Source organism: Acidovorax facilis (genome assembly GCF_023913775.1).
GTDB classification, from domain to species: Bacteria; Pseudomonadota; Gammaproteobacteria; order Burkholderiales; family Burkholderiaceae_C; genus Acidovorax; species Acidovorax facilis.
Map to the genome: position 1 here is coordinate 18,680 of NZ_JAMXAX010000009.1, position 24,882 is coordinate 43,561.

Consider the following 24,882-nt stretch of genomic DNA (forward strand, 5'->3'; position numbering starts at 1 on the left):
GTCTGCAACCAGTGCCCCGACAGAGAAAATACTATAAAAATAATAGCTACCAACGCTTATCCATAAAGCGCTAGCAGCTAAAAATGCATTGAATTCAGGCCCCACCGTGCAGCGATGCAGGGCGGGTATGCCGCGCAAGGCGTGCTTCGGTACGCTCCAGCACATGGCGGGCCATGGCCTGAGCCAGCGCCTCGTCGGCCAGGAACACCGTGCTGTCGCATTCCTGCGCAAGCCGCCGCGCTTCATCGCCGCTGTGGCTGCGCACCACGGTTTCGATATGGGGGTTCAGTGTGCGCGCGGTGGTGATGATCTGCCGCACATTCAGGGTGTCCGGCGTAGCAATGACCAGCATGGCGGCGCGGGCGATGTGCGCCTGTATGAGCACGGCAGGGTCCACCGCATCACCAAACACTGCTGCAATGCCGGACTCCCGCAATGACTCCACCAGTTCGCGGTTCTGCTCGGCAACCACGAACGGGATGTCGTTGACCATCAGCACGTTGGCAACGCGGCGCCCCACCCTGCCGTATCCCACCAGCACCACCTGCCGCGCGAGATAGCGGGCGTCGGTGCTCATGGGCAGTTCGGCCAGGGGGTCGTCGCGCTGCTCCAGTCGCCGCGCCAATGCCGAACGGGCACGCAGCCAGGCCTGCAGCGGGGCAATGGCGTGAAAAAGCATCGGATTGAGCGCCATCGAGATCAACGCCCCCGCCAGCACCAGGCTGGCCCCTTCGGGCGGCAGCAGCCCCAGTGACGAACCCAGCGCCACCAGAATGAAAGAGAACTCCCCGATCTGGGCCAGGCTCGCCGAAACGGTGAGCGCCGTGTTGAGCGGGTAGCGAAATGCCAGCACCAGCGCGGCAGCCGCCAGCGTCTTGCCCAACATGATGATTGCCACCACCGCCAGCACCTGCAATGGCCGGCTCCACAACACGGCGGGGTCGAACAACATGCCCACCGAGACAAAAAACAGCACGGCAAAAGCGTCGCGCAGCGGCAAGGACTCTTGCGCAGCCCGGTGGCTGAATTCCGACTCGCGCATCACCATGCCGGCAAAAAAAGCCCCCAGCGCAAACGACACCCCAAACAGCGCGGCAGACCCAAACGCAATGCCCACCGCAGCGGCTACTACGCAGAGCGTGAACAGCTCCCGCGACCCCGTGCGCGCCACCTGCCAGAGCACCCAAGGGAACAGACGGCGCCCCACCAGCAGCATCAGCGCAACAAACCCTCCAACTTGCAGCAACGTCCATCCCAAGGTCTGCCACAGCGCCGCGCCATCCACGCCCTGGGCGGCGGAACCTTCCCCCCCTTTGCCGCCACCCAGCCAGCCTGCCAGCGGCGGCAGCAACACCAGCACCAACACCATGGCCAGGTCTTCCACCACCAGCCAGCCCACGGCAATCCGCCCGGTGTGACTGTCCAGAATGCCCAGGGTCTCCAGCGCACGCAACAGCACCACCGTGCTAGCCACCGAGAGCGCCAAGCCAAACACCAAAGCCCCACCCAAGCCCCAGCCCCACCAGGTGGCCAAAGCCATGCCCAGCGCCGTGGCCACCATCATCTGCACCACCGCCCCGGGCACCGCAATCTTGCGCACGGCCAGCAGATCACCCCACGAGAAATGCAGGCCGACGCCAAACATCAACAACATCACGCCGATTTCAGCCAACTGGCTGGCCATTGCCGCATCTGCCACAAAACCAGGTGTGTACGGCCCGATGACCACGCCCGCCAGCAGATACCCGATCAACGCTGGCAACCGCAACCGCGTAGCCACAAAACCCAACGCCAGGGCCAGCCCAAGCGCGGCAGCGATGGTGTGTATGAGCGTGACGCTGTGCGGCATGGTGCGGGCGGGGTGGGGGAATGCGTTAGCGGGTAGGTGACCTCGTTATACCCGCATCCACAGGGCTTTTGCTACTACCAACATCGGAGCCGCCATCTTCGGGCCAGCTCCGCACGCAGGGTATGATTCGCGGTCTGCGCTACAGCGCAGTTGCGAAATGTTTTGCAATACAAGCAAGTAGGCGCTTCTCTGCAAAAAGCTTGTCTACTGCCCGTAGCTCAACTGGATAGAGCAATAGCCTTCTAAGCTGTTCGGAAAATCAAGGATTCATGCGGGCTGCGAGACGTTTTCCGATTCGCAATCCTGTATGTTTAACCAGCGATCTAGGCCGCATTCTTTCGTTGTTGGTGACGGTGTTGCGTATCACGACACCAGCCGCTCCCCCGTCTCAAACGCCTCGCGCCCATCCAAGCTGTTGTGCATCCACATGTCCGGATCTTCCGCATCCTCGACCGGCCTGCACCAGCACTTGCTTGTGTAGTCGTGCGGGCGGTAGTCGTCCATCGGTGTGATGTGGATTCCGTCGTCGGTGGAGGCGACAAGCCAGGTCATGGTGTTTGGTGTCGGCCTGGCTGGGCGAACCACTTGGCCATCCCGGCGCACCGGGGCGGGCCTTGCCGACGTGATCAGAAGCAGGCGATCCGCTCGTCCAAGATGCCGGAGTAGACGGCCATGGCCTTCGACTGCTGGGCAAGGCGCTCCTGCTCGTCGGGAGGTAGTTTGGTGAACAATGGGTTGTCCAAAATGAAGGCGTCCAGCTTGGAGAGGCGCTCGTCCAGTTCGCGCTTTTCGTCCAGCACGCGCTGCTGGTGTGGCGGATGCGTGCTGGCAGCTGGTGATGGCTCGGCGTCGTAGGTCGCCTCGAAAATGTCGCGCTTGCAAGGATAGATTTCACCCTTCACACCCGTAATCAGCATGTCGCCCGGGCCCATTTTCATGGTGCCTTCGAGTGTCGGAATCAGGTAGCAGGTGTCGTTCTCGTGGCTGATGTGGTGCCCGACATAGGTGAAGGACCAGGGCATCCCGCCGTTGATCGATTCCGGCGCCACCCTGCGGCCGTGGTCCACCAGCTCTTGAAAGGTGATGGCTTCAACGGTGACGGGCTTCTTTGTGAACTTTGCCATTTGGGTTTCTCAGTGTGTTGACCCGGCAACCGGCCGGGACGGGTTGAAAGATGCTGGCAATCGGTGGAGAATCCGAGCCATGAATCCGCAATGGGAAACCTTCTGGAAGCAAGACTTGGAACGCCGCGCAGAGGAAGCGCGGGCTCCAATGGAGCGAAACCGTTGCCTCATGGATGTGTACCATGCAAAAGTGGACGCATACATCGCAATTGCTGAGCGAGCGGTATTCAACAAGGACCACCCGCTTGTGCAAGAAATGGCAAGGCAATTGCCGGACATACCTGCAATGAAGCCCCCGGAATTTGACGTTGCGACAATCGACATTCCTTCGTTCGACATTCAGCCTCCGTCGATACCGGTGTTGGACATTCCTGATTTCCAGTTACAGAAGCCGTGACCATCAAGGCGCCATCAGCGCCCGGTCTGCATCAATCTGTCCGCGCAGCAAAACTACCTCTGCGTCGCGCCGGGCAAGAGCTTCTCTGTGTTCTGCAACCACTCCTGCCCCCTCGACAATGTGGCGGTCGAAGGCTTCAAGTCGATTTGCGAGATCGCGGCGGGCAGCGTCGTCGGCTTGGGCTTGCGCGCGATAAGTGGCGGCTCGGCGGTCTGCATCGAGGCGCAGCCGCTCAACGCGAGCAAGATCAGCGCGAGCAATGGCATCGCGCACAGGTTGCGAAGTGGTGAAGGCATCGGAGTTCTCCTGTGTGGCGGTGGCGTGGGTAGATTCCTTGCCTGCCGTTTTCGTCTCGTCGGCGCGCGCGGCTTCGGAGCGCTTGAGGCTGGCTTCTGCGTGCTTGGCATGTATGCCAGCGATCTGCGCGTCGTAGCGCCACGCCTGCACCTTCCAGCCACCAGCAAACGCAATGGCGCCAGCGGCAAGGGCTGTGGCCACGTAGGTGTATAGGCCGGGGATCACCGCCACGCCCTCCACCAGAACCACCACATTGCGATCAGGATGGGATTCATCAGATGCTCCCTTTCTGCCGCTGGATGCCAGCCTTCACGCCCAGGCTGAAAAAGTGCTTTGCCAAGCCTTCCAGCTGGCGCTCAGACCACGGCGTGCAACCAACTTCAGCGCACTCCTTGGCATCGTCGGCAGAAACTTCAAGGCCCTTGGTGGTTGCGCAGCCGGTGAGCAATGCGGCGGCGGACAGGATCAGTGCAATGTTCTTCATGCTGGCGCTCCAAGCCGCCAAGTGCGGCAAATCTCGTCGTTGGAATCCCCGCGCAGCTGCAGGCCTGGCAGGACGGTGGACACACCTTGGACCGTGCCCCGGTTCCAGCGCGTGTTTTCTCGGCAGGCACCCAGCCAGTCACCGGCATTGGCCTTTCGGCGCATGGTGCTGTCGAAGAAGTTGCCTTCGCCCTTGTTGTGGAGGAAGTCGAGAAACGTGGCTTGCTGGAAAGGGTCATAGGTCTTCCAGTGCGTGAGCAGGCGCGCAGCCTCCACCTCGTAGCCGACATACCGGCGCTTCTCCAGCCGGTAGCACTCGGCGGGGCTGTAGTAGCGGCCAGCCACCACCTCTCTGCCGGTCAGGCCATTGCAGACGGTCAGCGGGCGGCCTTTGCCCAGCTTGTCCACGTAGGGTGTGCCGATGTGGCGATTGCTGGATTCGTAGAAGCTGGCCATCACCATCGCAATGCGGATGGCGTCCGAAACTTCGGGGTCAGCGGCCACGGCCTGGATGTAGGCGTTGGTATTGGCCTCGCGTGTCGCGGCTTCGTCCACGTAATAGGCCCCGCCACCCGCGCCGATCAGCAGCACCAGGGCCGCGATGCTGGTTCTAAGTTGGGCGGGGACGCGACTCATTCGTCTGCCCCAAGCTCGCCAAGATCCGTATTGCTAGAGATCGGCCTGCCCGTGGCCCGCATCATCTCCATGCGCAGCTGGCTTTCCTGCTCCTTCAACTGGTAGTAGCGCGCCGTCCGCTTGAACGCCTCGCGCTTGTAGTACCAAGTGATCAGCAGGCCGATGATTGCCACCGCCGCGCCTATGTAGGCCGCAATGTCGGTGGATGAGAGCTTGCCGAAAACAGCCATCGATCCGCCAAAGATCGTGGCTTTGTTCCCGGCCGCGCCAATGGCTTCGAGGGTTTCTGTCTTCATGAGCCCGGATGATCCGGGCCATGAAACATGCGGTCGAACCCTACTGGGGGGCGTTGTTTCGCGACGTGTAGCGCGGACCGTTTGGCGGGTGGTACTCGCTCGGGTAGTTCTTGCGCTCGAACTCCTTGGTGTAGGCGTTCTTGCAGTGGTCTGGCCCCTGCCAGATGAACAGCAGGTTGATGGGCTTCATGGTCAGCCTGCCCAGGATCTTCCCGTCTCGCCACGCGCGGTAGCTGCGTGCTGACAGGGTTTCGTCGGCGTAGCTGATCGTGCCGTCGAGCGGTGGAATCAGCGCGTTTGCAAGTTGGTCGAGTGCTATAAAAATTTGTTGTAGGTACTCCAGGGCCAGCGCCCACACGTTCCTAAGCCGCGTTGCCGTCGAACTGGATGCCTGCATCGTGCGCCTCCTCTTCAATGGACACGGGCCAGCCCGTGGAAAAGTCGTAGTCCTGCGGCGCTGCGCTGGCCTCCATGGTCATGCGGTGCACTTCGGCTGCGGTGAAGATGGCTGTATCGCTGGCGGCGGTGCTCTGCACGATGCCGACGGCCAGGGCCGGTGTCATGGTCACAAAGACAGGAGGCGGCGTGAACGTGAGCGTTTTCCACTGCAGCCCAGCCGGGATGCTCTGTCCGAGCAGCACCAACCCGAGCTGCTGCGTGCGGCTTTTCTGATCGCTGTGGAACCAGTGCGCGCCTACCTTCACCCCCATGGCTGCGCGGCGGTCGCGCTCGGCTTTGATGCGCTCCCACACTGCAGCGCGGCGTTCTGCGATGGGCGGGAGTTCGGCTGGCACCGGCACCCCGCCCGCATCGCGCCACTGCAAGTAACCAAGGAAATCAGGGTTCGAGTTGGGGTTCTCGGGCGTGTCGTAAGTGGAAATCCTGACCCCGTCCGAGCGCCGGACATAGCCTTCGTTCGTTAGTTGATACGTGTATGTCATACGTACTGCCCGCCGTTGGTTTTTGTCCCTGCAGCATTGCCTGGGAAGAATGTGTCCCCAGCGCTAGTTCCGATAACTCCGTTCGAGTCTGCTGAGTACCTGACCCCGGTAGCCGATCCAGAGTACGACACCCCGTATGCATGCAACACGCCCATGCGCCCGACAACAGCAAACGCGCTTGAGAAATTCGGAGTGCCAGTGATGGTTACGGCAAAGTTGCTCAGGCGGCAAAGTCCGGTGTCATATGCGCCTGCATGCACCGCCGCGCCCCCGGAGATCGTGTACGCCCCCATGGCCCGCACTAGCTGCCCCTGTGATACCTGTATATGTGCACCAGCACAGGGGCCGAAATCGTTGTTGCCAAAGAAGACAATGCCGCCGCCGCCAGCGCCCGATATGCAGTTGCCGCTGGTCGTGGTTGACAGCTTCATGTACTGCAACTGGTACGCGCCTGAGAAGCCAGAGTCGCCAAAATAGAAGCAATGCCCGCCGGCGACCGTCACGGTCATCGTCGTTGTGTCGTCGGCAGCGCCGCGGATGATGTGCTTGCCCGCACCGACCAAAGTCTTGAGGGTCGCGCCGGCAGTGAATGCGCCTGTACACCGCGTGGTCACGTCGTAGATTCCGAGGTCCAGTGCCGCAACAGTGTCAATTGCTTTTTGGATTGTCAGGAATGCGCCGCCGCTGGTGTTGGCCAGGCCGTTGTTACTGTCGCTGCCATCGGATCGCACGTAGTACGTGCGGGCTGCCGTGAGCTTTTCGCGGAACAAGCCCTGGAAGTAGGCAAGCAGCGTTGCCTTAAGGTTCGCCCAGGTCAGATTTTTGAGACCGTTCGCGGCCGCACTATCCACCAGGCCAAGCTCATCGGCATCGACCGGGGTTGCCTTGCTGGTGGCCGCATGAATCTCGGCCGCGATGTCTGCGGCGCCACCCGTGGCCCCGGTTGCTCCAGTAGCACCCGTCGCACCCGTGGGCCCAGTCGCCCCGGTGGCGCCTGTAGAGCCCGTAGGGCCGGTGCCGCCTGTGGCTCCCGTTGCACCCGTCGCACCGGTAGGCCCAGTGGGCCCCACCAAAGATGCCAGCCATGCGGCCTCATCACCCACGAAGCCCTCTGCCACTGCGACTTCATAAGCGCTACTTCCCGTTGCACCGGTTGGGCCAGTTCCACCGGTCCCGCCGGTTGCGCCTGTCGCCCCCGTGGGGCCAGTGGGTCCCGTGCCACCAGTAGCACCAGTGCCACCGGTAACCCCTGTTGGCCCAGTACCGCCAGTGGCCCCAGTCGCACCAGTCGGACCATCCAGGCCAGTAGCTCCCGTTGCTCCAGTCGGCCCGGTGCCACCCGTTGCGCCGGTGGGGCCGTCCAAACCCGTCGCCCCTGTGAAACCCGTTGGACCACTAGCCCCGGCATTGCCAGTCGCACCTGTGGCCCCGGTAGAGCCTGTCGCGCCAGTTGCTCCAGTAGGACCAGTAGGACCAGTTGCCCCCGCCACCCCGGTGGCGCCCGCAGCGCCAGTTGTTCCTGTGGCGCCGGTTGCTCCCGTCGCTCCAGTGGCACCAGTTGGCCCCGTGGGGCCGATTGGCCCCGTACCCGAACCACCGCCGCCAGTTGCCCGAGACACGATGAACGTCTTCCCGGCGCCCTGCGGTGTCGCTGTCCAGCTGCCATCCTTCTCGCGGTAGACAACGACAGACGAAAGGCGCTCTGCCACCGGGGTATCTGGTGGCGGGATGACAACCGTTTTCATGGGATCGGTGTCCCTTGGGTCAGGTTGAAAGTCACAAGGTATTGCGGCTCAACGGTGCCATCCGCCCGCGTCACGTAGACATAGGCCTTGCAGGTTTTCCATGCAGGCAGCGTGTCGCCGTATGCAAAAGCCGCCGTCTGTGCTGGCGACAGCCGAAAGCGAATCCAAGCCTCATCAAGAATCAGTGTCCCGTCAGCCGTGGACAGGGTGAAGATCTCGTCGTCTTCTGGCGCGCCAATTTCGGGAACCATTACAGCCACCGCAGAGCAGCCCGTGTAATCCTCCAGCACGCGGTCAGCATCCGGGGCTGGCAGCCCGGTGCACTTCTTCAACCACTGCCCGCAGTCCCACACCACTTCATACGGGTAGAACGCGCGCTCGAAGTCTTCGATCAGGGACGCGCCCTGGTGAATTTCGATAGTGAGCGTGGACGGGGTAACAGTCATGCCCCGCAGTGTTCCGACTGCAGGGCATGGGCGCCAACCCTACTGGGGGGCGTTTAAATGGTCTGCGAAATCTGCAATGAAGAGCTGCCGCTGATCTGCGCCGATGCAGATACTGCCGTCCAGGCGCTGGCCACTTGCTGCGACATGGCGGCCAGGGCCACCTTGTTGGCATCGAGTCGCGCATCGCCTGCGTGCATCACGGCCTCGGCGTTCTGCTTGGCGGCTTGGAATGTGATGTTCATCCCGGCTTCGTACTCCTTGATCTTGGATTCCCAGAGACGAGTGAACATGCCAGCCTTCGACTCCAGGGCAGCAGATGCCACGCGGTAGCCGTCCATCATGATGTTGGACTGGCGGGCTGCAGCATCTACCTTCGCGGTTTGCGCCGCTACCTGCGCTTTCCAGCCATCCCACTCCAGGCCCTTGGCGGAAACAAGCGCTTGGAACTTCGCCACCTCGGCCCGCGCCTTCTCGGCCTGTGCGCCCACCTTGGAGCCATAGGCGCGCGTCAGGGCGCCGAATGCCTCGGCCTTGGTGCCCTCTGCGCTGATAGTGGCCTTGTACAAATCGGCCTTGGCAGTCTCGGCGTTGACGGTGGCCACGAAGGCACGCACCTGCTCGGCACCGGCTTGGATGCGCGTGCGCTCCAGTTCCACCAGGGTCTGGGCTGCACTCACCCGGGCCTTGTAGATTTCCACCGCAGCCATGCGGCCTTCGATCTCGGCCTTGTAGCGGTCCACCAGCGACTTGTTGATGTCGGCCTTTGTTTGCTCGGCCGACAACAGCGCCTTGAACACCTCCACCTTATTGAGCTCGGCCTTGATGACGGTGTCATAGGCGTTGGCATAGGCCTGGTAGCCCGCCAGCAAGGCTTTGTAGTGCTCCACGGCGGCGTTGTGCACGTCGATGGCGTTTTGCGCCACGGCCTTCGCGGCGTCGATGGCCAGCACCTCCATCTTGTAGGCGTCCTCCAGCAGCGTGCCTTCCAAGCGCAGTGCAAGGTCAGTTGCCTGCTGCATGTTGGCCTGGGCGAGTTCGGCTTGCTTGATGGCGATGTCGCGTGACAGGCCGGACAGCTTTTCGTGATATTCGCGGCGGGCGTCGGCAAGTTGCCCGGCAAGTGCGCCCGATGGCAAGGGGAATCCCATAGCCTCCGCTGCGCGCATTACCTCTTGCTCGCGGGCCAGCGCCACCTTGGTTTCGCGGTCCAGCGCCCGGCCAAAGATCGCGGCCTCGTCGGCAGCGGTGAGCCCGGTCCCGCCTTGGATGCGCTCGTTCAGCCGGGCCTTGAGGTTGTCCAGAAGCTGCGAGGCATACCGCGCGTTCGGCGTGAACGAGAGCGGGGCGGGCTGCAGAATCGACAGCTCGGGGATGTCGTCCAGCTTGGCTAGCCGGTCCTCGTGCAGGTTGATACCGCCGAAGGTGTGGGTCTGCAGCGCCAGGAATGTTGGCAGGTCGGGCAGCACCACCTCGGGGGCGTCCGGCACCGCCACTTCGCGGACCTCTGGCAACGCGGGCGCCTGGCCAATGTTCAGCGTCGGGGCCACGCCGAAGTTCAGCTCGGGCATCTCCAGGGTCATGTCATCAATGGCGACACTGCCCAGCGATTCCGTGAACGGCGTGGGCTTGCCGGTGGGCTCCACGAACTCCACCGATGGCAGCGTGGGGGTCGTGGGAAGCTCTGGCAGTGTTGGCGCGGCGATGGATTGCCATTGCACGCTTACCGTGGGCGGCTGGTAGAAGTTGTCCGTCAGCTTGGCAACGAACTCATCCACGCGCCCCAAGGCTTCTTCGGCCAGCTCAATGGAGCGCTCGTATTTGTCCTCGACGATGGATGCCGGGCCGTCAAAGTTGAAATTGTCAATCGTGGCCATTTCAGACCCTCCTTGTCTTCGATGCGAGGTTGAGGATTTCCACGCGGTCCAGTGAGAACGCCTGTCCGGCCGGATTGCTCAGGCTGAACCCCAGGTAGTTCTCCCGGATGCCCCTGCCCACCTGGCACCGGGTTTGGCCGCTCGGGCGCAGCGGGAACGAATAGGCCCACGAATGCCGGGCTCCATGCACCGTGAAGCGCAGGCATCCGCTACCCACGGCCGACACATAGACCATGTCGATGGCTTGTTTGAGCGTGGTTTCGCGCAGCGTGGACGGCAAGCGGATGTCGGCCACGATCAGTGCGCCGTCGTCGGTTTCGCCGCCGAACTCGAACAGCCCAGCCGACGAACCTGCGTGTGTGGGGGTGATGCTCTGGAATGCGTGCCCCGTGTATTCGGTCACGGCTCCAAGAAGGGTGTTGCAGACAATGGCGGTCAAAATGGCACTCCTTTTTCGTTGTCCACGTTGAAAGCCGGGAACACGTTTTGCACGGGCCGGATGCCGGTTCCGTCGATCAGATAGGCCTTGTCCAACACCGAAGAACCGTCAACGGTCAGTGTGGCGCGCAGGTAGGCGCCGCCCGTCACCGGGGTTTTGACGTACTCCACGGTCGGAACCCGGGTCACGATCCTTGGAGCAAGGCCGCGCACGCCGGAAACGTTGAAGTCACCAGAGCGGTTTTCACCATCCAGCAAGAAGGTGTCGGCCAGCAGAAATTCGGGTATCGCGGCGGATTCCTGAATCGTCCAGCCCGGGAAGCCCTGCGAGGTCAGCAGGTCGCCGTTTGGGTCTGCGTAGGGCGAAATCCCCGTGGCAGGCAGCAGGCTGGCGAGGTTGAAATTGCCTGAGTTGAAAGGCACGTCCAGCCGGATCTCGACGGACTTGCACTTGATGACCAGTTTTGGCGTGGGAGCTGTAGGAAGCCCGCCGCCGCCCGAGTTGGTGTAGGTCGAACTGGTGTCGGGTTCACTTTCCCAGGCAAAGAACTGGCTGAAACTCCGCGTGGCCTGGAATGTGCACTCCAAGTAGCACAGCAGATCAAGGGCCGGGTCGTACACCAGCAGTTCCCGTTGCTCCCGTTGGACGGTGTACTGAAACGCCTTGGAGTCCTGGCCGTATCGTTGCGCGGGCTCCCCGATGACGTTGTTCAGGTAGTGCTCTTCGGTGTCCACCGTCCCGATTTCCACGTAGTCATACTTGACCAGGTAGAACCGCGAGCCATCGTTCAGCGTGAGATATTCATCAATGTGCAGGCTGCTGGATGGCGACTGGTTGGACAGCAGGTGCACCTCCTTGGCCTCGGTCAATTGACCAGGCTCATGGGGGCCGGTGTGGGTGGATTCGAAGTCGAAATACCCATCCAGGTAGCTGTAACTGACGCTGCCCGTGCACTCCGATTCGTGCGAAGTCACCTTGGCGCGCGGCAGCAGCACCATCTCACCGGCCACGAAATGCGGCTGGCAGTCGTAGGTCTTTTCAATGCGGGTGAACCGCCCGCTGATGGGGCCAGCAATGGCCTCACTGCCCCTGTGCGCTGGGTCGTCGCCCTCGGTGTCTGTGTACTCGTTGGTGATGACGCGCGAAGGCCCGCTCTTGTAGTCAACGTGGACCCCCACATCGTCGCTGGTGACAATGGCCGACTGCGCGCCATCCCACGTGCCGGAATAAAGCCCTTCGGCGCTGATGTCGTCCTGGGGCACGGTGTGCACCACGGTCGGGCCGACAAACGAATCTCCGTCGCGATCGAACACCACGGCCGTCTGGTCGATGTTCTTGAAGCTCATTCGAACCACCGTGTTCGGCACGGTGATCGCGCCATTGACGGTGCTTCGGCTTGCGGTGGCGCGGTCGATGCGCTTTACCCGGAACAGAAAGCCAGCATCGGCCTCCGTGTATTTGTTGCTGCTGACGTACTTGCGAAACAGCACCTGGGCGCCATCCTTGCGGATGTAGGGGCCTGAAATGGAAACATCTGGATCGCCTGGGGACTGCGCGATCATCTCCACGGCAGAGTCGTAATCGAGGGAAACGGTCGGCACCGAGCCCAGCGGCGCGCCAAAGTCCTTGAACAAGGACTCCACATCCACGGCGAACGAATAGACGATGCTCCATGCCTGGCTGCCACCCACGCCGTAAACCAGCGAGATGAACTTGTCGCGCGCGGCATTGACCCCGATAGGCCAGATGTAGTTGGCGTAGTTGTGCCCGTACCGCGCCACTATCTCGGCACTGCGGTACATGTAGCGCATCGGTGCCGGAATGATCGACGACGGCGCCACGATGGCCTGCGTGTTGTACGGGGCTAGGGACTGGTTGGCGAATGCGTTGAAATAGCCAGTCAAGGTGGGGACGCTGGTGACGTCCCGAATCACCCACTGCTTCAAGGCTACGTCCACCGTCCCATCGTTGACCAAGACGATGTTGTGGTCCCGGAACAGGATGCCGCTGAAAACGCCAGTGCCAGGGGCCACGCCGCCCGCCGTCCAGAGTTCCATGATGCTCTGGTTGCCGACGACGAAGATCCTGAACCGCGAGCCATCAGGCAGTGCTCCAATGCCCGTGGGGTTAGGGGCCGCAGACAAGCGCGCGCTCGCCGTGAAGTTCTGAAAAGCCGTCTGCGCCATCGCCACCTGCGCGGCCGTGGCCATGGCGCCATACACGCGCAAGGTCGGCGGCGCCACTGCGCCGACTGGTTGCCCCGTGGGGGTAAAAAACAGCGGGTTCCAGATGGTCATTGCGGCACCGCGACGTATTGGGGGATGCCGTTCAGGACGCGGAACGTGGAGCACACCTCCGTGGCCGTGGTCTTGTACCGATTACCGGTGAGGCTCGATGTCTGCCCGCCGTTGAACCCGGCCACGATCTTGCCACCAGCAATGCACAGCATGGCGTTGCCCACCCCGGTGCCGTCGCCCAGCTTGATCTGATCGCCTGGCGCGGCCACGCCGGAACCCAGCACCACGGGGCCGCGCTTGGTCGGCACATAGGCCAGCTGGTCGAAGGTGTCGCCACCGAGCCAGATCAAGTCGTCTTCTGTGCCCACGTAGATCCCGCCGTCCATAGGTTGGATGGCCGTGATGTCGGCAGGCATGGGCCGGAAGTCGCGCCACTCCGCGAGGTGCGGTGCCATGGGGCGGGAAGCCCACAAGACACGGCCTTGCGCCACCAGCAGCCGCCCGCGCCAAAATGCGCTGATGGTGCCAACCGGCATGGGCACCGTGCCGATGGTGCGGCAGGGCAGGATCAGGTCAGTCGATGGGCCGGTGTACTGGAATTCGTCGTTGGCCGTGCTGCCTGCCAGGTAGGCACCCTCCCCGTTCGGGCCGCTGAGATAGACCTGCAGCGTGTGGCCGTCCAGCATGGGCAGGCCGGACAGGTAGATGCCGCCAGAGTCAATCTGCAGCGCATCAGCACTGGCGGCCGGGCTCTCGGCGCCATCGCTGCGCCGAAACGTCAGGTGGTAGGTGTAGGCCCCGGGGAACATGCTTCCCCCAATCGCCCGCGCAACGCCAAGCGATGCAGGCACAGGCACTGACCACGCCCTGCCGGTGAGGCCGTCCGTGATGCCGTTGATCAAACCATTGCTGAACGTTGTGCGGCCGTCCGGTAGGTCGGTGTACCAGACGCGGGACATGCCCAGCGATTCATAGATGATGTGGCGGTCGCCGTTCGGGTGGATGGCCGTCAGATCGCTTTCGACTGTGGCCAGCTTGTAGCCAGCCGACTGGTGCACGTTCTTGTGGCAGTCGGTGTCGGTCTTGGCATAGCCGCCCCGGCGCAGTATCTCGCCCGTCAACCCAATGTCAACGTCGTTTGCCGCAACCAGGTCGGAGCCCTTGAGCCGATGGGCTGGCACCTGATTGTTGATGCCGGTGAAGCCTTCGAAAGTCAGCATTTCGTCCCCCGCAGGAGCTTGGGCGTCCCGGCGCGAAAATGCGACTTGCCCCAGGGGTGGATGGTCATGTTGGAGATGCGCGGCGTGCCTGCGGTGAACACAGCGGCTCCGGGGGGCGATATCACGTATCCGCCAGCGATAACTTTGGGTAGCCCAGCGCGCAACAGCGACTGTCCCTGCGGCTGAACAGTCACGTTCATCTTGGGGGTGCCCGCGCGGAACACCGAGACGCCAGCGGCGCCCAGGCCCACCCCAATGGTGGGCGTCCCGGTAGACAGCAGAGAAGTCCCTGTCACTCCCAACGTGGTGTGCAATGTCGGCGTGCCAGCGGAGAACACCGACGCGCCACTCACTTGGATGGATGCCGATGCAGCCATCGTCGGCGTTCCAGCGGTGAACACCTTCACCCCGGGGGGCGCAATAAACCCCATCCCGCCCACGATGGGGTTGTACCCAATGGTTGGATAGCCCGCCTGGAACAATGAGGCGCCAGCGACTTGCACCGTCCGGTGGGAGTACGGCAGCAGCGTGGGAGCGCCTGCGGAAAACACACTGGCGCCGCTGGGCAGGATGGTCTCGGGATAGCCGAGCTGAACGACCGGTGTGCCAGCCTTGAAGGCCGCAAGCCCGCTGACGCCGATAACCTGGTTGGGGCCGCGAATGACAGATGGCGAGCCAGCCGTGAAGACCTTGACGCCCGGGACCTGCAGGAACTGGTCAGGATCTAACCCAAAACCAGCCTCATACCCAACCGGCGGGGTGTACACGAAGGCGGTATCACCGAAATTGGCTGTCGCGCTGCCAGCGTACCCGAAAGTCGCGTGCATCAGCGCCCCGGTTCTACCGGCAAAACTAGCAATCAACAGGCCGCTGAGTGCGTCACCATCGAGCAGAAGTTGCACAGTTTGGGCGTCGACGTCCAGCAGAACGCTGATGACCGTGACCCCTGCGTACCCGGAAAGCGTCGCAAGACTCGAACCGCTGTTGTACAGAATGCCAGCGCTGACATCAAACGCCCAGGACTCAGCGTCATTGCCAGGCCAGCTGCCGGTGCTGTAGGCCTCGGTTCCAATCCCCACCATCTGCCCGACGTTGTCGGGTACGGTGATTTCCCAGTAAAACTTCCCTGACGTGGCGCCAAAGACCGAGCGGACACCGCCCGCCGTGGACGCGGCTGTCAGGTCAGAACCGCTGAGGGTGACCGTCGCGTCTTTGTCGGCAGGGTTCCACGTGGTGGGGACCAGGTCGGCCATTGCGGCCCCTTACACCAGCGAGAAAATCTTGTTGGCGCCGTTATCCCACTGTGCGGTGATGTCGCCGCCGTTGGTGGTCATGGTCAGGCCCGTTGCAGTGTCCACAAGGTAGAGCAGCGACGATGTGCCAGCCACGCCGGTATCGACATAGAGCACCACAAACTTCGCGTTTGCGCCCGGGTCTACAAGCGTGAAAACCGCATCAGCGGCATCAAACACGCCGCCCGTGATGGACTTGGAGGTCAGGGTTACTGCGGTGTCGAGCACGGTTGCCGACACATCCGACAGGAACTCGTGCGCGGCGCTGTAGGTGTAGGCATCAGACAGCAGCGCCGCCTTGATGGTGTCCGTAGAGAGGTTGACGGCGCCAAGGATCTTCTGGGCGCCAAGAGGATAAAGCTTATTGGCCATTCGGGAACTCCTGCGAGGTGAATGCCTTGCAGTGTTCCGACGATGGGTGTATTGGGCGAACCCTACTGGGGGGCGCGAAAAAGCCCGCGCGTGGCGGGCTGTACCGTGCTGCGCGGCTCTCTATCGAACTCTGGGTGTGCCAGCCTTGAACAAACTCGCGCCCTCTGGCTGAATCAGGCGGGCCTCAATGGCCTCCACCTTTTTCAGAAGCAACTTGCCGTGCTCGTTCGCCCGGTCTAGAGCCTTCAGCATGGCCTCTGCTGTGCTTGATGCAATCGCAGCATCACGATCAACGTCTTGAGCTGGCTCGGCGAAGCTGGCTTGAAGACGCGCAATGATTTCAGCGTTCAGCGTTCGATTGTTGGCCTTTGCCAAGTTCTTCAGACGTTCACGCATCCCCTCCGGGAAACGAACGATGTACTTGTCAGCGTCTTGGGGAGTTCTGTCTTCAGCCATGGCCACATCATATGGCGTCGAGCCATAGAAAAAAACAATGGCTCAGAGCCATAATTTCCCAACACAACATGGCTCAAAGCCATTAAAGTTGCGTCATGGCTCAATGCCATACGAAAGGATGTAAATGAACACGAAACATGTGAACTATCTACCCAAGCCTGTGCAGGTACGACTGAAGCCAGAACTCCACGAGTGGGTGCATAGCCAAGCTGCTGGGCAGGAGCGCTCAGCTAACTGGGTGATCAACAAAGTTTTGGAAGAAGCTCGCGCCAAGACGCTGCAGCCGGAAGGAGTACCTGCATGAAGGCGCTCCAAGTTTGCGGAAAGCCCGTCAAGACGAACGATGATGGCTTGGTCAGCCTGACAGACATGTTCAAAGCAGGCAAGGCGGCAAATCTTGTGCAAGGAAAGCAGGACCCATCCAATTGGGCGCGCAGGGATGGGCGGCACTTCATTGGTTTCGTGGGCGCGCAGTTGAATATGTCGGAGCGACATATTTACGCCACGTCACGGGGAAAGTCCGGCGGCACTTATGCGCACTGGCAAATAGCACTGGCTTACGCGAAATACCTCAGCGATGTGCTCCACATGGAAGTCAACGAGGTCTTTGCGCGATACAAGTCGGGCGATGTGACCCTCGCGGCCGAGATCGCAGACAAGGCAGCGCCCAAAGACGCCGAATGGCTCGCCCGACGAGTTCAAGGGACCGTAGCCCGCAATCAGCTCACTAGCACCCTGGCTGCCCATGGTGTCGCCGGGAAGGGATTCGCAGATTGCACCAATGCAATCTACAAGAACATCTTGGGCGGCAAGAAGAGCGAAGTTTGCGCAGCGCGCGGCCTGCCCAAGACAACCAACCTGCGCAACGTCATGAACTCCGACCAACTGATCATGACGGCCATGAGCGAGCTGGTAGCCAAGAAGCGGATCGAGGTGAAGAACCAGCGCGGCAATCAAGCGTGCGCCGATTCTTGTGATCACGCAGCGCACAGTGTTGCTCAACTGATGAACGTCCGCCCCTGAACGCCCGTCAAGACTGGAACTCCTGTCGAGCACTTTGAAAACTCTCACGCAAGAAAGAACACCATGGAACAGCTCAAGATCAAGATAACCGGCACCAGCCCCTTGATGATGCATGCCGACACTCTCGCCAATCCCCTGGCGGCGGTGACCAAGGCGCACAAGGAACTGACCTCCAAGCGCAAAAAGACGGATGACGACCATCTGGCTATCGCGCGTAGCGAGTTCGTGGCGGGCTGCTACTGGAGCGCCGCAGACGGATTCTTCGTCCCAGGCCAAAACCTCGACGCGACTTTTCTGGGCGGCGCGAAGCTGCAGAAAAACGGGGTGCGCTGGAAGCGCGGCGCCCTGGTGCTGGAGAACAAAGTCAAGTTGCTGCACGACGGCCCAGACACCCCTGATGCGCTGTGGGAGAACCCCGCCTTCGTGGACTGCCGTGGCGTGAAGGTCGGCGCCGCGAAATTGATGCGCTACCGCCCCATCTTCCTTAACTGGGCCGCCGAACTGTCGGTAACCATCAACACCGAAGTGCTGGACATGCAGGAAGCACGCAAGGCCATTGAAGACGGTGGTGCTCTTATCGGAACCTGCGAGTACCGCCCACGCTTTGGCCGTTTTGAGGTGTCTTATGTCTGATGAAGCAATCTCTCTGTCCCCACGCTGGAAACAGGCGGTAGTGGACTTCATGGCCGAACACAAATACGGCGACCTCGTTTCGCACGGGTGGTTGTTGGAGCACTTCGGAATGACCTCGCTGGAAGGCCATCGATTGACAGAAACACAGTTCAAGCGCCGCCAGTTAGATCTGATGTCCAACGTAGAGCAGTTCAAGCACGAGCTGCTGACCAAGCACCAGATATACCTGCAGCCAGTGCGGGGGTCTGGCTACCGCTGGGCCACACCGGGCGAGCAGACAGGCCTGGCTACCAAGGAGTTTGAGCGGGATGCGGGCAAGGCTTTCCGCGCCGTGGGCCAGCGGCTGCGCCACGTGCGGCTGCACGAACTGAGCGACGAGCAACGCCGGGAGAACTCGGACGCCGTGGCGAAGGTGTCACAACTGCGAGGCATGACCCGCACGGTGTTGAAGTGACGCAGCTGCAAGCCTTCCGGGTGAGGGCTTGTGGATGCAAAAGCATCATGGATCGGTTTGATCGGGTATCGCGCGGTTAGGCAGGGCGCGGTCGGGTCAGGTTTGGTCTGGTCGGCTGGTGTACGCATCGGCAGGGTATGGGCTGACAACAGCCTCAAGCATCGCGTGCGGTGCTTGGGGATGCGGTTAAGCATCAGCCGCAGCAAGGCCTGGATATGACCGGCCCAGGCTCGGTCTGGCAAGGTGAGGTGCGGCCCGGAAAGGCGCGGCACGGTAGTGCAAGGGCTGACAACAGCTCCCAGCCCTTTCGAGAGAGAGGGCTGTGGGATGCGGTAAGCATCTTCGGCGCCTTACGGTATGGCGAGATTTGGTTCGGGCAGGTAAGGTCAGGCATGGGCTGTCAACAGCAGGCTGCTTCTTCGCGAGAGGGAGCAACCTGATGCGATCAGCATCTGCGGCGCGAGCGCGTTCGGGCGCGGCCAGGCGAGGTTGGATGCGGCAGGACATGGGCTGTAAACAGCGGGGAGCCACTTGGCAACAGGTGGTTCTTCAGTGGGATCAGCCCCACAAAAGGCGAAGGCCCGTCGACTGGAACTCGACAGGCCTTCAAGGTGAAACCCCCTCACGCAAGAGTAGGAATCGAGATGAACGATACAACACGCGATCAATTTTTGCAAGGCTGCGAAACGGTAGCCCAGCGTGCAGCAGCATTGCTAGCGGCAATCGCCTGCACCCCACACCTGTCTCCACGGGACAAACTTCTGGCTCAGGGCCTGATTTCTGACGGTGTGGTGCGGGTCTTTCAGTCCACGCCGGTTACGCCATTGACAATGGCGCAGGCCGACACAGAATTTCAGTCGTTCAAGTTGCGGCTGCTAGCCAAGCCCCGGCGCGTGCGGAAGTCTCGAAAGGTTGCGGCATGAGCGCCGCCACCATCAAGCGCTGCGTCATCTTCAAGCGCTCCGGCGTGGAGATGGCAACGCCCTGGTACACCAGCATGGATCGGGCGCAGCGGGCTCTGGAAGTGATCCGTCGCCGATACGGCGCGGCTGTGCTCTACCGAGACTGATCAACGAAAGTCCTCGTGTGGGGGCTTTTGCACCCCCACAGCGGCTTTCCATCGCTCCCACGCTTCTCGCTTTTCTGGGCTGAGTGACTGGATATAGCGGTCTATTTTTTCCTGCTCCGTTCTGATGTAGTTTCCAGCACAGCGCTGAAATTCCTTCAGGTTCTCCGCCCTGATTCTCGCCCATGCATCCACAACTTGCTGGGAAATGCAGGCGAGCGCATCCTTTGCAGCGCGCATGCGCTTGCGTTTCCGCCAAGCGATAGATCCAGACTGCTGGGCTCGTAGTTTGGTGTAGGTGTGTGCCATGGCGCAATGATTGAGCGAAGACAAGATTTCAGAAAACCCCACTGGGGGCGCGAGGGTATCCCAGGGGCTTTCATGGGTTGCAATTCGTAGCCACGCGGCTACAATCACACCATGTACAGCGTCCTTGAAACCGAAACGTTTGCGGAGTGGGTTGACGGCATTCGTGACCTCTCAACGCGCATCAGGTTGCGCCGTCGCCTAGGCAAGGCTGCACGCGGGAACTTGGGCGATGTGAAGTCAGTTGGCCAGGGCGTATGGGAAATGCGCGAGTTCTTCGGCCCTGGCTGGCGCATGTACTACCTGAAGCAGGGCTCAGCAATCATCGTGATGCTCGGCGGTGGTGACAAATCGACCCAAGAGCGTGACATTGAACAGGCCCAAGCTATGGCCATGGAGTTGCAAAATGAGCAAGATCAAGACCCGCCCGTTTGATATGGCGAACTACCTCGGCACAGATGTCGAGGTGGGCGAGTATTTGCGCCAAGTCCTGGAGGAAGGTGATCCCGTGGAGCTTGCTGCAGCGCTTGGCGACATTGCCCGCGCGCGTGGAATGACACAGCTTGCAAAGGAAACAGGACTGTCCAGAGAGAGCCTTTACAAGAGCCTGTCCGGAGAACGTGCCCCCAGTTCAGACACGCTTTTCAAGGTCATCCACGCAATGGGGTTCAAGCTGACTTTGGAGCCCGTGCGAGTCTGAGTAGAGCCTACTCCTTGCGCCACGCCCCACTTCCCGCTTACACTGGCGCTGTCCTTTCGGGGATACGGGCTTGGCGGCCCGGAAAGACCACGCGGCCCAAAAGCCGCTTCGACACCGCAGTCAGCGGCTTTTTTCATGCCTTGGCGCAACCAGTTTCGGTGGCCCAGGTGGGAGAGCCGCAAGGCTCGCCGGTTTACGCTCCGCGTGGTCCCGGTCCGCCAATCCCGCTCTGGGTCACCACCTTCTTGGCGGTTGGTAGTGGCTTAACAGTTTGACCACCAGGAGCTAAAAATGACTAGCGCGGCGCATTCTCAAGTGTTTCACCCATTCGGCCCTCAAGCGACCATTGCGATACGGCTCCTTATTGCCGTTCTCAAGAGCGAATCCCGCGAAATGCAGGAGGCAGGCTACCGCGAGGCGATGACAATCATTGCCCATATGCCGGAGGGGGACGAGCGTAGCGACATGCTTGATCTATACGGGGCGGCGAGGATGCAAACCTCGTGGCATTCGATAATCGACAGCTCGGAGATCGGCGGCACCCAAAACCGTTTTCGTGAAAATGTCTCCGCCCTGCTTCCGGGTGCGCGAATCATCACCCCACCGGCAAAAGATCATCGGCACCAACCTGATGCCTGGGTCGAATGGAATGGCGTTGTCTCACCGGTTGAGGTGAAGCGTGACTTCTTCGATAAAGCAGCACTTGAGCAATTGGCGCGATACATGCGTGTATTCGGCTGCTCGCATGGGATAGCGGTCGCCCCCGTTTTAAAGGTGGCGATTCCTCAATCCGTTACGTTCGTGACAGTCAAGTAAGGAGTCGATCATGCCCAAGACACTCTGCGCGATCGTAACCCCCGAACTGTCCACCGATGACGGCGTGGTCACAACCACCAGCATTCAACTGGCCGAGCACTTCGGCAAGCGTCACAACGACGTACTGCGCGCCATTCGCAACCTGCTCGCGGAAATGCCCGCAGACCGTCAGCGCAATTTTGCGCGCACGGTCGAAACCCGCGCCAATCCTAGCGGTGGCGCTCCTATTCCCTCGCCCTGCTACCGGATCACCCGCGACGGTTTCACCCTCCTGGCCATGGGCTTCACGGGCAAGGAAGCGCTGCAGTGGAAGTTGGCTTACATCGACGCCTTCAACAAGATGGAGGCCGAACTTCAGAAGCCCGCCCACGACGCAGACCGCACCCGCGCAGCATTTGACGCTGCGACGCAAGCAGCCGCATTCGTGCAAAACGCGGTTTTCAACGCCGTTATGTCTGGCGGCGACGACTGGAAAGACGACCGCTGGATGATCACGTTCCGTGAGGATGTAGCAAAGAACTTGCTGGCTTACGTGCACCCGATGGAAGTCGGAGCCATTGCCGCCCCTTGGCCGAGATTGGTCAAGGACGTGGAGGGCGGGGAATGCCTGCGTTCCAACTCTGATTTGATCGAGATGGCATCTGCCTGTATGCAGCGTCTGCAAAGGCGGGCCGGGCAGGCGCGAATAGCGGCGTAAATCACCCGTTCCCTACTGCTCCTGATAGAGTTGGGGCAGGAGGGGAAAAATGTTCTGCACTCAATGTGGCTCATCAAACTCAGATCGGGCCAATTTTTGCTACAAGTGCGGCGTGCCGACTTGGCAAGAGACAGCGCCAGGGGCCTTGCTGAACACAGAAGCGAAGCCCCAAACCTCAGAGCCAACCGCATCTGTAGAGCCTGAAATCAAAGCGCCAATCACAGATTCCAAAATCCTCGGGGTCTATGGCTGGCTTCGCTTTTTTTGCGTGCTTCTTGGTTTTCTCAACCCTTTGATCATTCTTGGAAACATTCGGGCTGGGTATGCTGAAGTAGCGCCGTTTTACGCGCAGTACCCGCAGTTCCGGCAATTGTTCGGAATAGAAGCCACAAGCGGAGTTCTTACCGCAGGGTTGGGAATGATGGCGGCATATTTACTCTGGAAACGGTTTGCCAGCGCGGTAGTGTTTGCAAAGGTTTATCTAGTGGCGGTCTTCTTTATGTCATTGGTGCAACTCGTTGCGCTCTCCACAATTCAAGGATTTCCACCTGAAGTAATGTCGGTGTTGCGAGAGGAAGGCGCAAAAGGGGTCGCCAAGGCCTTCGTGGGATGCGCATTGTGGTATTGCTACCTGCAGTTTTCTTCAAGGGTCCGCATGACCTACGCAAATGGGAGCATGGCCGGGCCATTGCGGCAGATGAACATTCCGCCACTTGGTGCGGGTATTGGATTGGTGTTGTTGACGTTCGGTTTGTACAGGTGGCTCTACGGCGTGTGAGTTTGAAATTGTCACGTTGACATCTGCAAAGAGGCCAACCTGATAAAGTGCACGCATGGCCCAGTTCGACCCCCACCGCCCGCCCATGTCTCTTTCAGAGTCTGAAGAGCTGCTGAAGGGCCGCAACGCAGACGCTGAACTGTTTGGGTTCTGGTTTGGGCTGGCGAAAGGCGTTGGCAAGTTCCTTCTGGTGGTCGCAGCCATTGCCGCCATCACATACCTGTGCATATCCGTCCCAGTCATCGGGTGGGCGGTCGCGGCGGCTGTGCTGATATACGCCATCGTGGAAATTTCCAAGGCCGGTAAAAAGTAGCTCAACGCTCCCGGTCTTCTCTTGCCAGCGCCGCCAAGCCCGCAGGCGCTGCCGCTGGATTGAGCGTAGTCCGCTCTGCAAGTCCCCTGACAGCCTTCTCTGAAGTCAACCCGCGCGCCAGCACGTTGGCGCTAGCTGGCGCCGCAAGTGCGCCCGAAATCATCACTGGGTTTCCTGTTGCCAAGCCGCCGATCAGCGTGCTGGCCCAGGCCCCCAGACCGATCTGCCGCGCCGTCCCCGATGGGTTCGCAAACACCTGCGCACCCTCGCGCCGGTTGGCAGCCATCTTCCCCATGGTCTGAATCTTCTGTTCCAAACCCGGAAACCCGGAATTCGAGAACAGCGCCCGACGCGCAGGCAGCGACATTGCCGCAAGGTTGGTCAGGAACGTCTCGCTGCTGAAAGCGTCCCCCATCTCGTTCTGGCTGGAGTTCTTGGCCCGGCCCAGGCGCTGCAGGACGGCGGCGGCCACCTCGCGGCGGTTTTCCTCTGGCATGGACTTCATCAGGCGGTTGATCTGCGTGCCACCGTCAGAAAGCCCCGTGGTCGCGGCCTTGAAAATCTTCTCCGGCGCATCCCGGTTCACGATGGATTCGAGTTGGTCCAGGCGCTGCATACTGCCACGGGTGTACTGGTTCGCCCGGCTCCATGCCTGCTGTGCCTGCGGGCCTGCAGCTTCGGCAGCCGTGCCCAGGTCATCGCTGAGGGCGGCGTACAAGGCGCGCCATTTCGACCTTGGAACGTCGCTTGTCAGAGAGTTCTCGGAGATTTCCTGTCCTACCAGGGTGCGCAGCTTCTGGATGGCTTGGTAAGGCAACTGCCCTGCAGTGGGCGTCACACCCGTGGACGACATGCCGGGCGGTACGTTGGCCAGCGTGGCGCCTTCCACGTCCTTGAGCATGGCGCGTTCGATGTTGCCGATCTTGGCATTGCGAAAGAACTGCGAGATGTTGGGCGCGCCTTCGATCCCCTCGTTCAACGCCTTGAGCGCTTCCTGCGTGCGATTGACACTGACAGGCGTGTTCGCCGGGATGAACTCGTCCAGCTTGCCATAGAGCTGCTTTTGCGTGGTCTCCACGCTGTCCTTGAAGGCGTTCACGCCCTTGGTGATAGCTTCGCCCGCGCCCCAGCCCGTAGCGTCCGGCGCCAACTCGCGCGACAGCGCCTGAACAGAATCTTCCAGCGCCTTTGCCTGCACCTCGCCACGGCGCGCCATGAGCCCAGAGCCGCCGATCACGTTGGACAGCCCGGTTTCCGCCGCCTGCAGCGTGCGCGACTGCGTGGCCTGCCCCATGGTGGGCACCGTGCCCGATGCTTCCTCGAAGATCTTGATGTTCTCGGCCACCCGCTGGCGGCCAGCCTCACCGCCGCGCAGCGCACCACGCACGGCAGACCGAGCCACGAACGGCACCACGGATGGCGCCAGTGAACCAGCAACGTTGGCGGCGAACTGCGCGCCCTCACCGCCCCCGCCTTCGCGCGTGAGGCCCTGCGCCCCTGCGCCGGATGCCCCGCTGGCAACCTGTGCAAGCGGCGCGGCAGACAACGTCTTGCCAACCGCCTGGGTAACTCCACCTGCGGCATTTGCCAGCCCGGCGCCAGTGGCAATCCCCGTCAGTGCAGAAGCGCCGCCTCGGTTTATGTCCTGAACCACGCGCTCGCTCGCCGTCTCTGCGGTGGGTAGTCCAGCCTTTGTCAGCAGGTCGCCCGTGGCTTCTCCCAACATCTTCATGCGCGGCCCCTGGCCTTCACCCATGACTGCGTTCAACCCCGCATTGATGGGCTTGGCGATCAGGTTGTCTGTGACCATGGCGGGAAGGTCGGTCAGACCCTGAACTGCGCCTCGTACGCCGATGCCCAAGCCGCGTGCTGCGCTGTCAACAAGGGATCGCTGTGGTGCTGCTGGTGCTGGAGCAGCCTTTGGCTTGACACTGGCCAACAGATCGTCATCCGACATTGCGGAGAAATCTGGAGTAGCAGAAGGTGTGCTGG

Annotated in this window: 33 protein-coding genes; 13 read left to right on the forward strand and 20 right to left on the reverse strand. The window is 61.3% G+C overall.

Annotated elements, in window-relative coordinates:
* Nucleotides 1-94: 94 nt before the first annotated feature.
* The 3 genes from NFX52_RS05010 to NFX52_RS05020 form a co-directional block, all read right to left on the reverse strand.
* Nucleotides 95-1,849: a cation:proton antiporter domain-containing protein gene (locus tag NFX52_RS05010; RefSeq protein WP_055400772.1), complete on the reverse strand. Its 1,755-nt coding sequence runs from the start codon at nt 1,847-1,849 to the stop codon at nt 95-97.
* 363 nt (nt 1,850-2,212) lie between these two features.
* The gene (locus NFX52_RS05015) at nt 2,213-2,401 is read right to left on the reverse strand and encodes a hypothetical protein (RefSeq protein ID WP_252635506.1); all 189 of its coding nucleotides are present in this window, start codon (nt 2,399-2,401) and stop codon (nt 2,213-2,215) included.
* Between the two features lie 74 nt (nt 2,402-2,475).
* Complete coding sequence (locus NFX52_RS05020; protein ID WP_252635508.1) at nt 2,476-2,973, reverse strand: crAss001_48 related protein; 498 nt, start codon at nt 2,971-2,973, stop codon at nt 2,476-2,478.
* A 79-nt stretch (nt 2,974-3,052) separates the two neighbouring features.
* Between NFX52_RS05020 and NFX52_RS05025 the strand changes: the two genes are divergently transcribed.
* Nucleotides 3,053-3,370, forward strand: coding sequence for a hypothetical protein (locus NFX52_RS05025; protein WP_252635509.1), 318 nt, complete (start codon nt 3,053-3,055; stop codon nt 3,368-3,370).
* 3 nt (nt 3,371-3,373) lie between these two features.
* Here NFX52_RS05025 and NFX52_RS05030 read toward each other — a convergent pair whose 3' ends face one another.
* From NFX52_RS05030 to NFX52_RS05100, 15 genes are all read right to left on the reverse strand, one after another.
* On the reverse strand, nt 3,374-3,919 hold the full coding sequence (locus NFX52_RS05030; protein WP_252635511.1) for a hypothetical protein: 546 nt from the start codon (nt 3,917-3,919) through the stop codon (nt 3,374-3,376).
* A 22-nt stretch (nt 3,920-3,941) separates the two neighbouring features.
* Entirely contained in the window at nt 3,942-4,151 is a 210-nt protein-coding gene (locus NFX52_RS05035) for a hypothetical protein (RefSeq protein WP_252635513.1), read from the reverse strand.
* Nucleotides 4,148-4,786 (reverse strand): glycoside hydrolase family protein, encoded by a 639-nt coding sequence (locus NFX52_RS05040; RefSeq protein WP_252635514.1) that lies wholly within the window; start codon nt 4,784-4,786, stop codon nt 4,148-4,150. Before NFX52_RS05040 ends, NFX52_RS05035 begins: the two co-directional genes overlap by 4 nt.
* Entirely contained in the window at nt 4,783-5,082 is a 300-nt protein-coding gene (locus NFX52_RS05045) for a phage holin family protein (RefSeq protein WP_055396662.1), read from the reverse strand. The genes NFX52_RS05040 and NFX52_RS05045 overlap by 4 nt, the downstream gene beginning before the upstream one ends.
* Before the next feature lie 40 nt (nt 5,083-5,122).
* Complete coding sequence (locus NFX52_RS05050; RefSeq protein WP_252635515.1) at nt 5,123-5,479, reverse strand: hypothetical protein; 357 nt, start codon at nt 5,477-5,479, stop codon at nt 5,123-5,125.
* Complete coding sequence (locus NFX52_RS05055) at nt 5,445-6,023, reverse strand: DUF4376 domain-containing protein (protein WP_252635517.1); 579 nt, start codon at nt 6,021-6,023, stop codon at nt 5,445-5,447. Before NFX52_RS05055 ends, NFX52_RS05050 begins: the two co-directional genes overlap by 35 nt.
* The gene (locus tag NFX52_RS05060; RefSeq protein WP_252635518.1) at nt 6,020-6,874 is read right to left on the reverse strand and encodes a hypothetical protein; all 855 of its coding nucleotides are present in this window, start codon (nt 6,872-6,874) and stop codon (nt 6,020-6,022) included. Before NFX52_RS05060 ends, NFX52_RS05055 begins: the two co-directional genes overlap by 4 nt.
* Before the next feature lie 890 nt (nt 6,875-7,764).
* Nucleotides 7,765-8,214 carry a hypothetical protein gene (locus NFX52_RS05065; protein WP_055396654.1) on the reverse strand — a complete coding sequence of 150 codons (450 nt, stop codon included), beginning with the start codon at nt 8,212-8,214 and terminating at the stop codon, nt 7,765-7,767.
* A gap of 53 nt (nt 8,215-8,267) precedes the next feature.
* Nucleotides 8,268-10,088, reverse strand: a complete 1,821-nt coding sequence (locus NFX52_RS05070) for a hypothetical protein (protein ID WP_252635519.1) — start codon at nt 10,086-10,088, stop codon at nt 8,268-8,270.
* Nucleotide 10,089: 1 nt separating this feature from the next.
* The gene (locus NFX52_RS05075; RefSeq protein WP_055396650.1) at nt 10,090-10,527 is read right to left on the reverse strand and encodes a hypothetical protein; all 438 of its coding nucleotides are present in this window, start codon (nt 10,525-10,527) and stop codon (nt 10,090-10,092) included.
* Complete coding sequence (locus NFX52_RS05080) at nt 10,524-12,824, reverse strand: hypothetical protein (protein ID WP_055396648.1); 2,301 nt, start codon at nt 12,822-12,824, stop codon at nt 10,524-10,526. The genes NFX52_RS05075 and NFX52_RS05080 overlap by 4 nt, the downstream gene beginning before the upstream one ends.
* On the reverse strand, nt 12,821-13,984 hold the full coding sequence (locus NFX52_RS05085; protein WP_055396646.1) for a hypothetical protein: 1,164 nt from the start codon (nt 13,982-13,984) through the stop codon (nt 12,821-12,823). The genes NFX52_RS05080 and NFX52_RS05085 overlap by 4 nt, the downstream gene beginning before the upstream one ends.
* Nucleotides 13,978-15,237, reverse strand: a complete 1,260-nt coding sequence (locus NFX52_RS05090; RefSeq protein ID WP_252635520.1) for an SPRY domain-containing protein — start codon at nt 15,235-15,237, stop codon at nt 13,978-13,980. The genes NFX52_RS05085 and NFX52_RS05090 overlap by 7 nt, the downstream gene beginning before the upstream one ends.
* 9 nt (nt 15,238-15,246) lie before the next feature.
* Complete coding sequence (locus NFX52_RS05095; protein WP_252635521.1) at nt 15,247-15,648, reverse strand: hypothetical protein; 402 nt, start codon at nt 15,646-15,648, stop codon at nt 15,247-15,249.
* A 120-nt stretch (nt 15,649-15,768) separates the two neighbouring features.
* The gene (locus NFX52_RS05100; protein ID WP_252635522.1) at nt 15,769-16,104 is read right to left on the reverse strand and encodes an Arc family DNA-binding protein; all 336 of its coding nucleotides are present in this window, start codon (nt 16,102-16,104) and stop codon (nt 15,769-15,771) included.
* A 124-nt stretch (nt 16,105-16,228) separates the two neighbouring features.
* Here NFX52_RS05100 and NFX52_RS05105 point away from each other — a divergent pair, with 124 nt between their 5' ends.
* The 6 genes from NFX52_RS05105 (at nt 16,229) to NFX52_RS05130 (ending at nt 19,283) form a co-directional block, all read left to right on the forward strand.
* Nucleotides 16,229-16,408, forward strand: a complete 180-nt coding sequence (locus NFX52_RS05105; RefSeq protein WP_156358672.1) for a hypothetical protein — start codon at nt 16,229-16,231, stop codon at nt 16,406-16,408.
* The gene (locus tag NFX52_RS05110) at nt 16,405-17,127 is read left to right on the forward strand and encodes a KilA-N domain-containing protein (protein ID WP_252635524.1); all 723 of its coding nucleotides are present in this window, start codon (nt 16,405-16,407) and stop codon (nt 17,125-17,127) included. Before NFX52_RS05105 ends, NFX52_RS05110 begins: the two co-directional genes overlap by 4 nt.
* Nucleotides 17,128-17,190: 63 nt before the next feature.
* Nucleotides 17,191-17,760 carry a hypothetical protein gene (locus NFX52_RS05115; RefSeq protein WP_252635526.1) on the forward strand — a complete coding sequence of 190 codons (570 nt, stop codon included), beginning with the start codon at nt 17,191-17,193 and terminating at the stop codon, nt 17,758-17,760.
* A complete protein-coding gene (locus NFX52_RS05120) occupies nt 17,753-18,214 on the forward strand; it encodes a hypothetical protein (RefSeq protein ID WP_252635528.1) in 462 nt (153 codons plus the stop codon). Before NFX52_RS05115 ends, NFX52_RS05120 begins: the two co-directional genes overlap by 8 nt.
* Before the next feature lie 644 nt (nt 18,215-18,858).
* Nucleotides 18,859-19,137, forward strand: a complete 279-nt coding sequence (locus NFX52_RS05125) for a hypothetical protein (RefSeq protein WP_252635529.1) — start codon at nt 18,859-18,861, stop codon at nt 19,135-19,137.
* Nucleotides 19,134-19,283: a hypothetical protein gene (locus NFX52_RS05130; RefSeq protein WP_252635531.1), complete on the forward strand. Its 150-nt coding sequence runs from the start codon at nt 19,134-19,136 to the stop codon at nt 19,281-19,283. Before NFX52_RS05125 ends, NFX52_RS05130 begins: the two co-directional genes overlap by 4 nt.
* Here NFX52_RS05130 and NFX52_RS05135 read toward each other — a convergent pair whose 3' ends face one another.
* Nucleotides 19,284-19,589: a hypothetical protein gene (locus NFX52_RS05135; protein ID WP_252635532.1), complete on the reverse strand. Its 306-nt coding sequence runs from the start codon at nt 19,587-19,589 to the stop codon at nt 19,284-19,286.
* Nucleotides 19,590-19,700: 111 nt separating this feature from the next.
* Between NFX52_RS05135 and NFX52_RS05140 the strand changes: the two genes are divergently transcribed.
* The 6 genes from NFX52_RS05140 to NFX52_RS05165 all read left to right on the forward strand — a co-directional run bounded on the left by NFX52_RS05140 (nt 19,701) and on the right by NFX52_RS05165 (nt 22,890).
* Nucleotides 19,701-20,021: a type II toxin-antitoxin system RelE/ParE family toxin gene (locus NFX52_RS05140; protein ID WP_252635533.1), complete on the forward strand. Its 321-nt coding sequence runs from the start codon at nt 19,701-19,703 to the stop codon at nt 20,019-20,021.
* Nucleotides 19,993-20,286: an addiction module antidote protein gene (locus NFX52_RS05145; protein WP_252635534.1), complete on the forward strand. Its 294-nt coding sequence runs from the start codon at nt 19,993-19,995 to the stop codon at nt 20,284-20,286. Before NFX52_RS05140 ends, NFX52_RS05145 begins: the two co-directional genes overlap by 29 nt.
* A 291-nt stretch (nt 20,287-20,577) precedes the next feature.
* On the forward strand, nt 20,578-21,102 hold the full coding sequence (locus NFX52_RS05150) for a hypothetical protein (RefSeq protein WP_252635536.1): 525 nt from the start codon (nt 20,578-20,580) through the stop codon (nt 21,100-21,102).
* Between the two features lie 10 nt (nt 21,103-21,112).
* Entirely contained in the window at nt 21,113-21,799 is a 687-nt protein-coding gene (locus NFX52_RS05155) for a Rha family transcriptional regulator (RefSeq protein WP_252635537.1), read from the forward strand.
* Between the two features lie 49 nt (nt 21,800-21,848).
* Nucleotides 21,849-22,577, forward strand: a complete 729-nt coding sequence (locus NFX52_RS05160) for a DUF2569 family protein (protein ID WP_252635538.1) — start codon at nt 21,849-21,851, stop codon at nt 22,575-22,577.
* Nucleotides 22,578-22,632: 55 nt separating this feature from the next.
* A complete protein-coding gene (locus NFX52_RS05165) occupies nt 22,633-22,890 on the forward strand; it encodes a hypothetical protein (RefSeq protein WP_252635539.1) in 258 nt (85 codons plus the stop codon).
* Between the two features lies 1 nt (nt 22,891).
* Here NFX52_RS05165 and NFX52_RS05170 read toward each other — a convergent pair whose 3' ends face one another.
* Entirely contained in the window at nt 22,892-24,700 is a 1,809-nt protein-coding gene (locus NFX52_RS05170) for a hypothetical protein (RefSeq protein WP_252635540.1), read from the reverse strand.
* Between the last annotated feature and the right edge of the window lie 182 nt (nt 24,701-24,882).

Excerpts from the sequence above, each read along its gene's own strand:
- NFX52_RS05010 (WP_055400772.1), bottom strand. The coding sequence starts at position 1,849 with ATGCCGCACAGCGTCACGCTCATACACACCATCGCTGCCGCGCTTGGG.
- NFX52_RS05015 (WP_252635506.1), bottom strand. The coding sequence starts at position 2,401 with ATGACCTGGCTTGTCGCCTCCACCGACGACGGAATCCACATCACACCG.
- NFX52_RS05020 (WP_252635508.1), bottom strand. The coding sequence starts at position 2,973 with ATGGCAAAGTTCACAAAGAAGCCCGTCACCGTTGAAGCCATCACCTTT.
- NFX52_RS05025 (WP_252635509.1), top strand. The coding sequence starts at position 3,053 with ATGAATCCGCAATGGGAAACCTTCTGGAAGCAAGACTTGGAACGCCGC.
- NFX52_RS05035 (WP_252635513.1), bottom strand. The coding sequence starts at position 4,151 with ATGAAGAACATTGCACTGATCCTGTCCGCCGCCGCATTGCTCACCGGC.
- NFX52_RS05040 (WP_252635514.1), bottom strand. The coding sequence starts at position 4,786 with ATGAGTCGCGTCCCCGCCCAACTTAGAACCAGCATCGCGGCCCTGGTG.
- NFX52_RS05045 (WP_055396662.1), bottom strand. The coding sequence starts at position 5,082 with ATGAAGACAGAAACCCTCGAAGCCATTGGCGCGGCCGGGAACAAAGCC.
- NFX52_RS05050 (WP_252635515.1), bottom strand. The coding sequence starts at position 5,479 with ATGCAGGCATCCAGTTCGACGGCAACGCGGCTTAGGAACGTGTGGGCG.
- NFX52_RS05055 (WP_252635517.1), bottom strand. The coding sequence starts at position 6,023 with ATGACATACACGTATCAACTAACGAACGAAGGCTATGTCCGGCGCTCG.
- NFX52_RS05065 (WP_055396654.1), bottom strand. The coding sequence starts at position 8,214 with ATGACTGTTACCCCGTCCACGCTCACTATCGAAATTCACCAGGGCGCG.
- NFX52_RS05070 (WP_252635519.1), bottom strand. The coding sequence starts at position 10,088 with ATGGCCACGATTGACAATTTCAACTTTGACGGCCCGGCATCCATCGTC.
- NFX52_RS05080 (WP_055396648.1), bottom strand. The coding sequence starts at position 12,824 with ATGACCATCTGGAACCCGCTGTTTTTTACCCCCACGGGGCAACCAGTC.
- NFX52_RS05085 (WP_055396646.1), bottom strand. The coding sequence starts at position 13,984 with ATGCTGACTTTCGAAGGCTTCACCGGCATCAACAATCAGGTGCCAGCC.
- NFX52_RS05090 (WP_252635520.1), bottom strand. The coding sequence starts at position 15,237 with ATGGCCGACCTGGTCCCCACCACGTGGAACCCTGCCGACAAAGACGCG.
- NFX52_RS05095 (WP_252635521.1), bottom strand. The coding sequence starts at position 15,648 with ATGGCCAATAAGCTTTATCCTCTTGGCGCCCAGAAGATCCTTGGCGCC.
- NFX52_RS05100 (WP_252635522.1), bottom strand. The coding sequence starts at position 16,104 with ATGGCTGAAGACAGAACTCCCCAAGACGCTGACAAGTACATCGTTCGT.
- NFX52_RS05105 (WP_156358672.1), top strand. The coding sequence starts at position 16,229 with ATGAACACGAAACATGTGAACTATCTACCCAAGCCTGTGCAGGTACGA.
- NFX52_RS05110 (WP_252635524.1), top strand. The coding sequence starts at position 16,405 with ATGAAGGCGCTCCAAGTTTGCGGAAAGCCCGTCAAGACGAACGATGAT.
- NFX52_RS05115 (WP_252635526.1), top strand. The coding sequence starts at position 17,191 with ATGGAACAGCTCAAGATCAAGATAACCGGCACCAGCCCCTTGATGATG.
- NFX52_RS05120 (WP_252635528.1), top strand. The coding sequence starts at position 17,753 with ATGTCTGATGAAGCAATCTCTCTGTCCCCACGCTGGAAACAGGCGGTA.
- NFX52_RS05125 (WP_252635529.1), top strand. The coding sequence starts at position 18,859 with ATGAACGATACAACACGCGATCAATTTTTGCAAGGCTGCGAAACGGTA.
- NFX52_RS05130 (WP_252635531.1), top strand. The coding sequence starts at position 19,134 with ATGAGCGCCGCCACCATCAAGCGCTGCGTCATCTTCAAGCGCTCCGGC.
- NFX52_RS05135 (WP_252635532.1), bottom strand. The coding sequence starts at position 19,589 with ATGGCACACACCTACACCAAACTACGAGCCCAGCAGTCTGGATCTATC.
- NFX52_RS05140 (WP_252635533.1), top strand. The coding sequence starts at position 19,701 with ATGTACAGCGTCCTTGAAACCGAAACGTTTGCGGAGTGGGTTGACGGC.
- NFX52_RS05145 (WP_252635534.1), top strand. The coding sequence starts at position 19,993 with ATGAGCAAGATCAAGACCCGCCCGTTTGATATGGCGAACTACCTCGGC.
- NFX52_RS05150 (WP_252635536.1), top strand. The coding sequence starts at position 20,578 with ATGACTAGCGCGGCGCATTCTCAAGTGTTTCACCCATTCGGCCCTCAA.
- NFX52_RS05155 (WP_252635537.1), top strand. The coding sequence starts at position 21,113 with ATGCCCAAGACACTCTGCGCGATCGTAACCCCCGAACTGTCCACCGAT.
- NFX52_RS05160 (WP_252635538.1), top strand. The coding sequence starts at position 21,849 with ATGTTCTGCACTCAATGTGGCTCATCAAACTCAGATCGGGCCAATTTT.
- NFX52_RS05165 (WP_252635539.1), top strand. The coding sequence starts at position 22,633 with ATGGCCCAGTTCGACCCCCACCGCCCGCCCATGTCTCTTTCAGAGTCT.
- NFX52_RS05170 (WP_252635540.1), bottom strand. The coding sequence starts at position 24,700 with ATGGTCACAGACAACCTGATCGCCAAGCCCATCAATGCGGGGTTGAAC.